10 protein-coding genes are annotated in these 13787 nt (G+C 53.9%); 5 read left to right on the top strand and 5 right to left on the bottom strand.

From position 1 onward, the window contains the following. Window positions 1-238: 238 nt before the first annotated feature. Window positions 239-427: a hypothetical protein gene (locus tag WFN75_RS12730; RefSeq protein ID WP_288820862.1), complete on the bottom strand. Its 189-nt coding sequence runs from the start codon at window positions 425-427 to the stop codon at window positions 239-241. A gap of 123 nt (window positions 428-550) precedes the next feature. Between WFN75_RS12730 and WFN75_RS12735 the strand changes: the two genes are divergently transcribed. The 3 genes from WFN75_RS12735 (at window position 551) to WFN75_RS12745 (ending at window position 3202) form a co-directional block, all read left to right on the top strand. Then, on the top strand, window positions 551-751 hold the full coding sequence (locus WFN75_RS12735; RefSeq protein WP_336996276.1) for a hypothetical protein: 201 nt from the start codon (window positions 551-553) through the stop codon (window positions 749-751). A 134-nt stretch (window positions 752-885) separates the two neighbouring features. Beyond that, window positions 886-2397 carry a DUF3300 domain-containing protein gene (locus WFN75_RS12740; protein WP_336996277.1) on the top strand — a complete coding sequence of 504 codons (1512 nt, stop codon included), beginning with the start codon at window positions 886-888 and terminating at the stop codon, window positions 2395-2397. A gap of 10 nt (window positions 2398-2407) precedes the next feature. Then, window positions 2408-3202, top strand: a complete 795-nt coding sequence (locus tag WFN75_RS12745) for a DUF2950 family protein (protein WP_336996278.1) — start codon at window positions 2408-2410, stop codon at window positions 3200-3202. A 49-nt stretch (window positions 3203-3251) separates the two neighbouring features. Here WFN75_RS12745 and lpdA read toward each other — a convergent pair whose 3' ends face one another. From lpdA to pdhR, 4 genes are all read right to left on the bottom strand, one after another. Beyond that, window positions 3252-4676, bottom strand: coding sequence for a dihydrolipoyl dehydrogenase (gene lpdA / locus WFN75_RS12750; protein ID WP_046884973.1), 1425 nt, complete (start codon window positions 4674-4676; stop codon window positions 3252-3254). Window positions 4677-4850: 174 nt separating this feature from the next. Then, a complete protein-coding gene (aceF, locus tag WFN75_RS12755) occupies window positions 4851-6752 on the bottom strand; it encodes a pyruvate dehydrogenase complex dihydrolipoyllysine-residue acetyltransferase (protein ID WP_336996279.1) in 1902 nt (633 codons plus the stop codon). A 14-nt stretch (window positions 6753-6766) separates the two neighbouring features. Continuing rightward, a complete protein-coding gene (aceE, locus tag WFN75_RS12760) occupies window positions 6767-9430 on the bottom strand; it encodes a pyruvate dehydrogenase (acetyl-transferring), homodimeric type (protein ID WP_040077140.1) in 2664 nt (887 codons plus the stop codon). A 121-nt stretch (window positions 9431-9551) separates the two neighbouring features. After that, window positions 9552-10316 carry a pyruvate dehydrogenase complex transcriptional repressor PdhR gene (pdhR, locus tag WFN75_RS12765; RefSeq protein ID WP_040077141.1) on the bottom strand — a complete coding sequence of 255 codons (765 nt, stop codon included), beginning with the start codon at window positions 10314-10316 and terminating at the stop codon, window positions 9552-9554. Window positions 10317-10849: 533 nt separating this feature from the next. On the opposite strand from pdhR, the gene aroP reads away from it, so the two are divergent. After that, on the top strand, window positions 10850-12223 hold the full coding sequence (gene aroP / locus WFN75_RS12770) for an aromatic amino acid transporter AroP (protein ID WP_154298787.1): 1374 nt from the start codon (window positions 10850-10852) through the stop codon (window positions 12221-12223). A gap of 162 nt (window positions 12224-12385) precedes the next feature. Further along, window positions 12386-13783 carry a glycoside-pentoside-hexuronide (GPH):cation symporter gene (locus WFN75_RS12775; protein WP_046884975.1) on the top strand — a complete coding sequence of 466 codons (1398 nt, stop codon included), beginning with the start codon at window positions 12386-12388 and terminating at the stop codon, window positions 13781-13783. The last annotated feature ends 4 nt before the right edge of the window (window positions 13784-13787 follow it).

Below are 13787 nucleotides of genomic sequence, written 5' to 3' on the forward strand. Positions count from 1 at the left end.
CTCCTCGCTCTCATTGTCATATGCGGCCGGCGTTCTCTTCACGCTCCTGTGAGACAGCAGTTTGTAGGGTAAATGCCCGATACCGCGTCGGGCAGCATAGCAGGATTTCTGCACAGTGTTAATCTGTTTACAAAAAAGCAACATTAAATACTCTGCTGAATCGTTAAGAATGGTATAGCAGGGAGAGAGAGCGTGTTCAGGGCACAAAAAAACCGCCTAAAGCGGTTAATTTGTTGCCTTAGGGTGGTAGCACACCGGGCTGGCAGATTTGTGGCAAAACCCCAACGCAGAGAATATTGCTCCCCTTCATATCGACTTGCAAGGTGATTTTTTTATTCTGCGCGGCGCCTTCCCGTTTTCGATGAAACCCTATGTAAACGCTGTTTTTCTCTTCTTCACATCCTTTAAATCCACTACGCTTTTCCACGGCCTGCTTCGCTGGTGTAGCAATCAGTCACCGGGCCCGGGAGCAGTTCCTTCCTCTACGTGGCAAAACCCCAATTTGCATGGTTCTGCCTTTCCCGGTGAAGAATGAACCCGCGTAGCCTGAATGGGAACGCACGCAATGGAGATGCGAATTTATGCGCTGATCGTTGTGACCGGTTTACTGCTTACCGCACTGCACGGTGGCTGGAGCATATCCGACATCACGGTGCTGTTTGTTGTTAACCTCGGCAACGAGCTGTTGGCCGCTCGCCAGAGCGGCCATCTGATTTTCCCTGTGACCCTGCCATTCATTATCAATGCGTAATAAATACTCACACTCTTTATCCGGATGTACCGGGCCATTACCAATAAAAGTCAAAAAGTAAAAAGGCGGGTGAATAATACTCGCGCCAACCGTAACGCCGCGCGACACAGCGCTGGTTTCGTTGGAGTCATATTATGAAGATGTCCTTTAAGCCCCCTCTGCTTGTCCTTCTGTGCAGTGCCGGGCTGTTCGCCGTCTCAGGCGCGATGTTTGTTAACAGCCGCACAACCCCACCAGCAGCACAACCCACAGCGGCACAACCTGCGGCCCCTGTCACCGATCCCGTCGTTACGCCAGCCTTCACAGCCGCGCAGATCGATCAGTGGGTTGCCCCCATCGCGCTCTACCCGGATGCCCTGCTGTCGCAAATTTTGATGGCCTCGACCTATCCGACCAATGTCCTGCAGGCGGCGCAATGGTCAAAAGACAATCCCAGAATGCAGGGCGATGCAGCTATTCGGGCCGTTGCTGCGCAACCGTGGGACCCGTCAGTAAAATCGCTGGTGGCATTTCCACAGCTCATGCCCCTGATGGGTGAAAACCCGCCCTGGGTACAAAACCTGGGCGATGCGTTTCTTGCACAACCGAAAGAGGTGATGGACTCAGTGCAACGCCTGCGTTTACTGGCGCAACAGGCCGGAGCATTACAATCGACACCACAGCAAAAAGTCACCACAGTGATAAAATCGGCCCCGGCGACAACGGCCGCCAGCCAGACAGCCACGCCCACCCCAAGCCCAACGGTGATTAAGATTGAATCGGCCGACCCGCAGGTCGTGTATGTTCCAACCTATAATCCCAACACCCTGTATGGCACCTGGCCCAACAGCGCTTATCCGCCGGTCTATTTACCCCCTACCCCCGGCGAGCAGTTCACTAACAGCCTGGTGAAAGGTTTAGGCTTCAGCCTGGGCGTGGCGACCACCTATGCCCTCTTCAGCAATATCGACTGGGATGACGACTGGGATCACCATCATCACGATGATGACTGGGATCATCACGGCGGCTATAACCGCAACGGTGATAACAACATCAATATCAACGTTAATAATTTCAACAAAATCAGCGGGCAGCACCTGTCGGACACCAGCCGTCGCTGGCAACATAATCCGGCCTATCGGGAGGGGGTACCCTATCCTACCAGCCAGCTCAGCGATCGTTTTCACTCCACCCACGCGGCTGCCGGGCTGAGTTCGACAAAGCAAAAACCGGTCAACAGGGAGAGTCAGCGTCAGGCAGCCCTGAACCAGATGGAGAAATCGACGGGCAAAACCTTCGCGCAGACCGTGCGACCTGCCACCCGGGACGCGCAGCGCCAGACGTCTACGGAACAGCTCAGACAGATCTCCCGGCGCAACAACTACCGGGGCTACGACAGCGGTCATCAAACGGCGCAACATGCGCGCCGCGAGCCCCTGGCACGCAGCCCCGAAAATCGGGTTTCACACTCCGGGCAGCAACGTGATGTTCAGCAGCGCATCAACCAGAACCGCGCCAATGCGCTGAGCGGTAACGACAGCCGCTCCGCTAACTGGCAGGCCCAGCAGCAGCGCGGTGCGCAGAGCCGACAACTGGCGACTCACCAACATCAACCCCGCCAAATGCCAGCCGGACATGCTGAACATCGTGAATTCCGTCACCGTTAAGGGAGCCGACATGAAAAATAAATTACTCTGCGGAATGGCGATATGCCTGCTTTCGACCGCCGCGCTGGCGCAGCAATCTTTCAGCACGCCAGAGCAAGCGACCGATGCGCTGGCAACGGCCATCAGTGAGCAAAATGAAAGCGCGATGAGTAGCCTGCTGGGGGGAAACTGGCGCGATATCTTACCGCCGGAAGGGGTCGATCCCGGGGCTGTCGATCGCTTCATGCGCGACTGGAAAGTCCGTCATAACACGGTGGTCAACGGCGATACCGCACACCTGATGGTGGGGAGCCACGACTGGCAATTACCGATACCCGTGATGAGAACCGCTTCTGGCTGGCAATTTGACATCAAAGAGGCGGCAGAAGCGATCCTGACCCGCGAGATTGGCCGCAATGAACTGGCCGCGATAGATGCGCTGCACGCCTACGTAGATGCCCAGCAACGCTATTTTGCAGTCACTCAACGTTACGCCGACAAAATTGTCAGCACAGAGGGGAAGCAGGATGGCCTCTACTGGCCCGCCGCCCCCGGAGAAGCGCCCAGCCCGCTCGGCCCGACATTTAGCCCAACTACATCCGGTGCGGGCTATCATGGATATCGGTTCCGCATTTTGCCGGAGGGAAAAGGCTTTGCCATGATAGCCTGGCCGGTTGAATACGGTCAGACAGGGGTGATGAGCTTCGTGATTAATCAGGATGATAGGGTGTATCAAACTAATTTAGGCCCTGATTCAGCCCAGAAAGCGCAGGCATTGACCGCCTATCGCCCGGATAAAACCTGGCAGCCTGTCGCCCCGGACTAAAGGCAAAAAAAAACGCCTCCGGAGGAGGCGTTTCGCATTCAGGAAGAACTTACTTCTTCTTCGCTTTAGCGTTTGGCAGGTCGGTGATGCTACCTTCAAACACTTCTGCCGCCAGGCCCACGGACTCGTGCAGAGTTGGGTGAGCGTGGATGGTCAGCGCGATGTCTTCAGCGTCACAGCCCATTTCGATCGCCAGGCCGATTTCGCCCAGCAGCTCGCCGCCGTTGGTGCCGACAATCGCACCACCGATCACACGGTGAGATTCTTTGTCGAAGATCAGCTTGGTCATACCGTCTGCGCAGTCGGAAGCGATAGCACGGCCAGAAGCAGCCCACGGGAAGGTGGCGGTTTCGTAGCTGATGCCTTTCTCTTTCGCTTCTTTCTCAGTCAGACCGACCCAGGCAACTTCTGGCTCAGTGTAGGCGATAGATGGGATCACTTTTGGATCGAAGTAGTGCTTCATGCCAGCGATAACTTCCGCGGCAACGTGACCTTCGTGAACACCTTTGTGCGCCAGCATTGGCTGACCGACGATGTCGCCGATAGCAAAGATGTGCGGCACGTTGGTACGCAGCTGCTTGTCAACGCGGATGAAGCCACGGTCGTCCACTTCCACGCCAGCTTTGCCCGCGTCGAGGTTTTTACCGTTCGGCACACGGCCGATTGCCACCAGCACGGCGTCGTAACGCTGTGGTTCAGCAGGGGCTTTTTTGCCTTCCATGGAAACGTAAATACCGTCTTCTTTCGCTTCAACGGCAGTCACTTTGGTTTCCAGCATCAGGTTGAACTTCTTGCTGATGCGTTTGGTGAAGACTTTAACGATGTCTTTATCTGCAGCCGGAATAACCTGGTCGAACATTTCAACCACGTCAATCTCTGAACCCAGCGCGTGGTACACAGTACCCATTTCCAGACCGATGATACCGCCACCCATAACCAGCAGGCGCTTAGGCACTTCTTTCAGCTCCAGCGCATCGGTAGAGTCCCACACGCGTGGATCTTCATGTGGAATGAACGGCAGTTCAATTGGACGAGAACCCGCGGCGATGATCGCGTTGTCGAAGTTGATCACGGTTTTACCGTTCTCGCCTTCCACTTCCAGGGTGTTCGCGCCGGTGAATTTACCCAGACCGTTTACCACTTTCACTTTACGGCCTTTGGCCATACCCGCCAGACCGCCGGTCAGCTGAGTGATAACTTTCTCTTTCCAGGTACGAATTTTGTCGATGTCAGTTTTCGGCTCGCCGAAGACAATACCGTGTTCAGCCAGTGCTTTGGCTTCTTCGATAACTTTCGCTACGTGCAGCAGCGCTTTAGAAGGGATACAGCCGACGTTCAGACAAACACCGCCGAGGGTGTTGTAACGTTCTACGATGACGGTTTCCAGACCTAAATCCGCCGCGCGGAATGCTGCGGAATAACCTGCCGGGCCTGCCCCAAGTACTACGACCTGAGTTTTGATTTCTGTGCTCATCATGACCTCTTAATTTATACCCGTCGTCCACCGGGTCGTTCTATCCGCCCGTATTTTACAAAATTGTTAACAATTTTGAAACAACAAACGGCTCATGAATTCTCGCTTTCGCAGTAACCTTGCTGACGCGCCGAGGTTACCAGAAAAAAGCCGGCCGACTGGCCGGCTTTTCGATTACATCACCAGGCGGCGAATGTCGCTCAGGGTGTTGTTGATGATGGTGATGAAACGCGCACCATCAGCACCGTCGATCACGCGGTGGTCGAAGGAGAGAGAGATTGGCATCATCAGACGCGGCACAAACTCTTTACCATTCCACACCGGCTCCATCGCGGACTTGGACACACCGAGGATCGCCACTTCCGGCGCGTTCACAATCGGCGCGAAGTGGGTAGTACCCAGGCCGCCGATGCTGGAGATAGTGAAGCAGCCACCCTGCATTTCGCCGGCAGTCAGCTTACCATCACGCGCTTTTTTGGAGATGGTGGTCAGTTCACGGGACAGCTCGGTAATGCTCTTCTTGTTCACGTCTTTGAAGACCGGAACAACCAGACCATTTGGCGTATCAACCGCAACACCGATGTTGATGTATTTCTTCAGCGTCAGCTTCTGGCCGTCTTCGGACAGGGAGCTGTTGAAACGTGGCATCTGTTCCAGCGCCGCCGCAACCGCTTTCATGATGAAGACCACTGGGGTGAATTTCACGTCCAGTTTACGCTTCTCAGCTTCGGCGTTCTGCTGTTTACGGAACGCTTCCAGATCGGTGATATCGGTCTTATCGAAGTGCGTAACGTGCGGGATCATCACCCAGTTACGGCTCAGGTTAGCACCAGAAATTTTCTGGATACGGCCCAGTTCCACTTCTTCGATTTCGCCGAACTTGCTGAAGTCCACTTTTGGCCATGGCAGCATGCCCGGGATACCGCCGCCAGCGGCTGCAGCCGGTGCAGCTTCGGCACGTTTCACCGCGTCTTTCACGTAGGTCTGAACGTCTTCACGCAGGATACGACCTTTACGACCGGTCCCTTTCACTTTCGCCAGGTTCACACCGAACTCGCGCGCCAGGCGACGAATCAGCGGTGTTGCGTGGACGTAAGCGTCGTTTTCAGCGAACTCAGATTTGCCTTCCGCTTTTGCAGCAGGGGCAGCAGCAGGTTTAGCAGCCTGAGCCGGTGCAGCAGCCGGAGCTGGAGCAGCAGCGGCAGCCGGAGCGGCCGCAGGTGCAGCGCCTTCTACTTCGAAGACCATGATCAGAGAACCGGTAGAGACTTTGTCGCCGGTGCTGATTTTGATCTCTTTAACGGTACCGGCGAACGGCGCAGGGACTTCCATAGAAGCCTTGTCGCCTTCAACGGTGATCAGTGACTGTTCAGCGGCAACTTTGTCGCCTACTTTTACCATCACTTCGGTCACTTCAACTTCGTCACCGCCGATGTCCGGTACGTTAACGTCTTTCGCACCGCCAGCCGCTGCTGGTGCAGCCGCCTGTGCCGGAGCCGTTTCGGCTTTCGCCGGAGCCGCCGCGCCTTCAGCGCCAGCCACTTCAAAGACCATGATCAGGGAGCCGGTAGAGACTTTGTCACCGGTGTTGATCTTGATCTCTTTAACGGTACCCGCGAACGGCGCCGGGACTTCCATAGAGGCTTTGTCGCCTTCTACGGTGATCAGGGACTGTTCAGCTTCAACTTTGTCGCCCACTTTCACCAGGATTTCAGTGACTTCAACTTCGTCACCGCCGATGTCAGGCACGTTAACGTCTTTCGCTGCCGCAGCAGCAGGTGCTGCAGCCGGAGCGGCTTCTTTCTTCTCTTCTGCCTTAGCAGGTGCAGCATCAGCTGCACCGTCGGCGGAATCGAAAATCATGATCAGTTTGCCGGTCTCGGTTTTATCGCCAACAGAGACTTTGATCTCTTTAACGATGCCAGCCTGAGGAGACGGGACTTCCATAGAGGCTTTGTCACCCTCTACGGTGATCAGCGACTGTTCAGCTTCAACTTTGTCGCCTACTTTGACCAGGATCTCGGTGATTTCAACTTCATCAGCCCCGATGTCCGGTACATTGATTTCGATAGCCATTATTCTTTTACCTCTTACGCCAGACGCGGGTTAACTTTTTCTGCATCGATGTTGAATTTGGTAATTGCATCCGCAACCACTTTCTTATCGATTTCGCCACGTTTAGCCAGTTCGCCCAGGGCTGCTACAACCACGTAAGAAGCATCAACTTCGAAGTGGTGACGCAGGTTTTCGCGGCTGTCAGAACGACCGAAGCCGTCAGTACCCAGAACGCGATAATCATCCGCTGGTACGTAAGTACGAACCTGCTCAGCGAACAGTTTCATATAGTCAGTAGATGCCACCGCTGGTGCATCGTTCATCACCTGAGCGATGTACGGAACGCGCGGAGTTTCCATTGGGTGCAGCATGTTCCAGCGTTCACAATCCTGGCCATCACGCGCCAGTTCAGTGAAGGAGGTCACGCTGTAGACATCGGAACCCACACCGTAGTCTTTCGCCAGGATCTGAGCCGCTTCACGAACGTGACGCAGGATAGAACCGGAGCCCAGCAGCTGAACTTTACCTTTGCTACCTTCGAGGGTTTCGAGTTTGTAGATACCTTTACGGATACCTTCCTCGGCACCTTCCGGCATAGCCGGCATGTGGTAGTTTTCGTTCAGCGTGGTGATGTAGTAGTAAATGTTCTCTTGCGCTTCACCGTACATACGGGTCAGACCGTCGTGCATGATGACCGCCACTTCGTACGCGTAAGACGGGTCGTAAGAGATACAGTTAGGGATAGTCAGAGACTGAATGTGGCTGTGACCATCTTCGTGCTGCAGACCTTCACCGTTCAGAGTCGTACGACCGGAAGTACCACCGACCAGGAAGCCGCGAGCCTGTTGGTCGCCAGCCTGCCAGCACAGGTCACCGATACGCTGGAAACCGAACATGGAGTAGTAGATGTAGAACGGGATCATCGGCAGGTTGTTGGTGCTATAAGAGGTCGCAGCAGCCAGCCAGGACGCGCCTGCACCCAGCTCGTTGATACCTTCCTGCAGGATCTGGCCTTTCTCGTCTTCTTTGTAGTATGCAACCTGCTCACGGTCCTGCGGGGTGTACTGCTGGCCGTTCGGGCTGTAGATACCGATCTGACGGAACAGACCTTCCATACCGAAAGTACGCGCTTCGTCGGCGATGATTGGAACCAGACGATCTTTGATCGACTTGTTCTTCAGCATCACGTTCAGGGCACGCACGAAAGCGATGGTGGTAGAGATCTCTTTGTTCTGCTCTTCCAGCAGCTGAGAGAAGTCTTCCAGCGCAGGCAGTTCGAGTTTCTCGGTGAAGTTAGGCTGACGAGCAGGCAGGTAGCCTTTCAGCGCCTGACGACGTTCGTGCAGGTACTTGTGCTCTTCAGAACCTTCCGGGAAGGTGATGTAAGAGAGGTTTTCAACCTGCTCATCGGTCACTGGAACGTTGAAACGGTCGCGGATATAACGCACGCCGTCCATGTTCATTTTCTTAACCTGGTGAGCGATGTTTTTACCTTCAGCGGTATCACCCATGCCGTAGCCTTTAACGGTGTGGGCCAGGATGACGGTCGCTTTACCTTTGGTTTCCTGCGCTTTTTTCAGTGCAGCGTAGACTTTCTTCGGATCGTGACCACCACGGTTCAGCGCCCAGATCTGCTCATCAGTCCAGTCTGCAACCAGTGCGGCGGTTTCAGGGTATTTGCCGAAGAAGTGCTCACGCACGTAGGCACCGTCTTTGGATTTGAAGGTCTGGTAGTCGCCGTCAACGGTTTCGTTCATCAGCTGGATCAGTTTACCGCTGGTGTCTTTACGCAGCAGCTCATCCCAACGACCGCCCCACATGACTTTAATCACGTTCCAGCCAGCACCTGCGAAGATGCCTTCCAGTTCGTTGATGATCTTGCCGTTGCCGGTTACCGGACCATCCAGACGCTGCAGGTTACAGTTGATGATGAAGCACAGGTTGTCCAGCTTCTCACGGGTTGCGATGGTAATCGCACCTTTAGATTCTGGCTCATCCATCTCGCCGTCGCCCAGGAAGGCGTAAACGGTTTGCTCAGAGGTGTCTTTCAGACCACGGTGTTCCAGATACTTCAGGAATTTAGCCTGATAGATCGCACCGATTGGACCCAGACCCATGGATACGGTCGGGAACTGCCAGAATTCAGGCATCAGTTTAGGGTGTGGGTAAGAAGACAGACCTTTACCGTGAACTTCCTGACGGAAGTTGTTCATCTGCTCTTCAGTCAGACGACCTTCCAGGAAGGCACGTGCATAGATGCCCGGAGAGATGTGGCCCTGGAAGTACACCAGGTCGCCGCCGTCTTTCTCGTTGGCCGCACGGAAGAAGTGGTTAAAGCACACTTCATAAACGGTGGCAGAAGACTGGAAGGATGCCATATGGCCACCCAGTTCCAGGTCTTTCTTGGATGCGCGCAGAACGGTCATGATGGCGTTCCAGCGGATTGCAGAACGGATACGACGTTCCAGATCCAGATTGCCCGGGTATTCCGGTTCGTCTTCGACGGCAATCGTGTTTACGTAGTTGTTAGCCCCTGCACCTGCAGCCACTTTCACGCCGCCTTTGCGAGCTTCAGAAAGCAGCTGATCAATCAGATACTGAGCACGCTCAACACCTTCTTCACGGATGACCGATTCGATCGCCTGTAGCCAGTCGCGAGTTTCGATCGGATCCACGTCATTTTGGAGACGTTCTGACATGGGGGTATTCCTTATCTATCTAATACGTTGATTTGTCTGGAACCTGTCCCATTGTATTTTCGCCAGAAAACACAATAAGACAGGTTCTGCGTTTAGTTGCCGCGCTCTAAAAAACTGGCGCTTAATCCTTTCGTTGCTGTATGCGGCGTAATGAACGTTCGCGACGCGACTGTTCACGGCTGCGGTCCAGCAAGATTTCCTCAATGAAAGCCAGGTGACGGTGCGACGCTTCACGCGCCTGCTCCGGCTCCCCGGCCATTATCGCCTCGAATACTCGGGTGCGATGGTTGCTTACCAGTGGGAGCATTTCCCGACGGGCATACAACAATTCAAAATTCTGACGAACGTTCTGGGCCAGCATCGGCTCCATGCAGCGTAGCAGATGGAGGAGCACAACATTGTGGGCTGCTTCGGTAACAGCGATTTGATACTGGACAACGGCATCGGACTCGGCGTCTAAATCGCCGGACTGCTGTGCCCGTTCAATGGCTTGATGCAGTTCGCGAATACGGTCGCGATCGGCATCATTGCTGCGCAGGGCCGCGTAATAAGCCGCGATGCCTTCAAGCGCGTGACGGGTCTCAAGCAAGTCAAACTGGGATTCTGGGTGGTCAGAGAGAAGTTCTACCAGCGGATCGCTGAAGCTCTGCCACAGGCTGTTTTGCACAAAAGTTCCGCCGCCCTGGCGACGAAGCAGCAGGCCCTTGGCTTCGAGACGTTGGATCGCCTCACGCAGCGAGGGGCGGGAAACGTCGAACTGTTTTGCCAGCTCGCGTTCAGGCGGGAGTTTTTCGCCGGGGCGCAGTGTCCCCTCGAGGATTAAAAACTCCAGCTGCTGCTCTATCACATCAGAAAGTTTAGGTTGGCGAATTTTGCTGTAGGCCATATTCCCTGTCTTACGCCTTTTGCCCGGAGTAAATTGGTCTTACCAATTTCATGTTCGTATCGCTAAAGTAACAAAGTATTCACCTTGTGTCCATATTGGTTTTGATTGAAATCATTAAACCCGGCACATTTTAACAACCTTACAGAAATAACGTTTCAGAAATGTAACTTTGCCCAAATGAAATTATTACCCATAAAGAGGCAGTTTTAACTTTAATGAAACGCAAAATACTCAATCTGAACCGATTCACCTCGCCAAATTATGAAATATGCGCCACTTAGAGAGCATTTTTATTCTATACACAGATAAAAGGGGTTAAACGAGTCGATTAACAACTGGTTTCTTTTTATTCAACTCGTCATCTTCCTTTCATAAAGCAGGTGCATTCGCGGGCGCTTAACACTATTCTGGCGTTAACGGAAGTCATGGCCTGTATTTTAGGCTAATTCCACCGTAAAGAAATAAATACATGAAATGGAATTTCATAATTACACACGCCTGAGCGTGAACATAACAAACACACACGAGGTTTCATGATGGAAGGTCAACAGCACGGCGATCAGCTAAAGCGCGGCCTTAAAAACCGCCATATTCAGCTTATCGCGCTGGGCGGCGCTATTGGCACGGGTCTGTTCCTGGGCAGCGCGTCCGTTATTCAGTCTGCGGGTCCTGGCATTATTCTGGGTTATGCCATTGCCGGCTTTATTGCATTTCTGATTATGCGCCAGCTGGGGGAAATGGTCGTGGAGGAGCCTGTAGCGGGTTCATTCAGCCACTTCGCCTATAAATACTGGGGAAGCTTCGCCGGGTTTGCATCTGGCTGGAACTACTGGGTGCTGTACGTCCTGGTGGCGATGGCTGAGCTGACCGCGGTGGGTAAATACATTCAGTTCTGGTACCCGGAAGTCCCGACCTGGATTTCCGCTGCAGCCTTCTTTGTCATTATTAACGCCATCAACCTGACCAACGTAAAAGTGTTTGGTGAGATGGAGTTCTGGTTTGCCATTATTAAAGTCATTGCCGTCGTCGCCATGATCCTGTTCGGCGGCTGGCTCCTGTTCAGCGGTAACGGTGGTCCACAAGCCACCGTGCGTAACCTCTGGGAGCAGGGCGGGTTCCTGCCGCACGGCATGACCGGTCTGGTGATGATGATGGCGATAATTATGTTCTCCTTCGGCGGTCTGGAACTGGTGGGCATTACCGCCGCCGAAGCCGACAACCCGGAGCAGAGCATCCCGAAAGCAACCAATCAGGTTATCTACCGTATTCTGATCTTCTATGTGGGTTCACTGGCCGTGCTGCTCTCGCTGCTGCCGTGGACGCGCGTTACCGCTGACACCAGCCCGTTCGTACTGATCTTCCACGAGCTGGGTGACACCTTTGTGGCAAACGCGCTGAACGTTGTTGTCTTGACCGCTGCGCTCTCCGTTTACAACAGCTGCGTTTACTGCAACAGCCGTATGCTGTTTGGCCTCGCCCAGCAGGGCAATGCCCCGAAAGCGTTGCTTAACGTCGACAAGCGTGGCGTACCGGTGAACACCATTATTGTTTCAGCCGTGGTCACTGCATTGTGCGTGCTGATCAACTACCTGGCACCGGAGTCGGCCTTTGGCCTGCTGATGGCGCTGGTGGTTTCTGCCCTGGTCATCAACTGGGCCATGATCAGCCTGGCGCACATCAAGTTCCGCCGAGCCAAGCAGCAGCAGGGCGTCAAAACGCGCTTCCCTGCCCTGCTCTATCCGCTGGGTAACTATGTCTGTCTGCTGTTTATGGCAGCGGTGCTGGTGATTATGCTGATGACGCCGGGTATGGCTATCTCTGTGTATCTCATCCCGGTCTGGATCGTGATCCTCGGCGTGGGCTACCTGTTTAAGCAGAAGAACGCCAAAACGGTAAAAGTACAGTAATCCTGCCTCTCTCTGTGCCCCTCTGCGGGCACAGAGCCTGTTACCTTCCTCACACTTTCTCATCCATAGCACATTCTTCCATATCAGCGCCTTTATACTGCAACGCATAAATTGCTTTGGCAGCAAATAATTCTCTCCATATCGTAACGCGGAGAAATGTCGATGGATAACAATAAACTTTCAGTGAAAGAAAAGATCGGCTATGGGATGGGTGACGCGGGATGTAACATCATCTTCGGCGCCATAATGTTGTTTGTTAACTATTTTTATACGGATATTTTCGGGCTGGCGCCTGCGCTGGTCGGCGTATTACTGCTGTCGGTGCGCGTCATCGATGCAATAACCGATCCGATTATGGGGGCTATCGCCGACCGAACCCGCAGCAAATATGGTCGTTTTCGTCCATGGTTGTTGTGGATTGCCTTCCCTTACGCGCTGTTTAGCATTCTGATGTTCACCACCCCGGAGTGGAGCTATAACAGCAAAGTTATCTATGCGTTTGTCACCTATTTCCTGCTGTCACTGACCTATACGGCCATCAATATTCCGTACTGCTCCCTCGGGGGCGTGATCACCAATGATCCTAAAGAGCGCGTGGCCTGCCAGTCTTACCGTTTTGTCATGGTCGGTATTGCCACGCTACTGCTGTCGCTGACATTGCTGCCGATGGCTGACTGGTTCGGCGGAGAAAACAAAGCGAAAGGCTACCAGATGGCAATGACGGTGCTGGCGCTCATTGGTACCTGTATGTTCCTGTTCAGCTTCTCTACCGTGCGCGAACGAGTACGCCCTGCGGTACAGACCAACGATGAACTCAAAAACGACCTTAAAGACGTATGGAAAAACGACCAGTGGGTGCGCATCCTGCTGTTGACCATCTGCAACGTCTGCCCGGGCTTTATCCGCATGGCCGCCACCATGTATTACGTCACCTGGGTTATGGGTGAAAGCACTCATTTCGCCACCCTGTTTATCAGCCTGGGCGTGGTGGGCATGATGATCGGCAGCATGCTGGCGAAAGTGCTGACTGACCGCTGGTGTAAACTGAAAGTCTTCTTCTGGACCAATATCGTGCTGGCGATTTTCTCTTGCGCCTTCTACTTCTTCGACCCTAAAGCTACGATGACCATTATCGTGCTCTACTTCCTGCTGAACATCCTGCACCAGATCCCGTCTCCATTGCACTGGTCGCTGATGGCGGATGTGGATGATTACGGCGAGTGGAAAACCGGCAAACGTATTACCGGTATCAGCTTCTCCGGCAACATCTTCTTCCTGAAGCTGGGTCTGGCGATTGCCGGGGCGATGGTCGGTTTCCTGCTCTCCTGGTATGGCTACGATGCGGGTGCCAAAGCGCAAAGCGCTGACGCCATCAACGGGATCGTCCTGCTCTTTACGGTCATTCCGGGCGTAGGGTATCTGATTACCGCAGGTGTGGTTCGTCTGCTGAAAGTCGACCGTGAAACCATGAAGCAGATTCAGGCGGACCTGGAAAAACGCCGTACCAACTATCGAGAGCTGAGCGACTATCAGGATTTGAAAGCCGCAGAGACTAAATAAGGAG

Origin of the sequence: Leclercia sp. UBA7405 (genome assembly GCF_037152215.1) — a bacterium.
In the GTDB taxonomy this organism is placed as follows: domain Bacteria; phylum Pseudomonadota; class Gammaproteobacteria; order Enterobacterales; family Enterobacteriaceae; genus Enterobacter; species Enterobacter pneumoniae.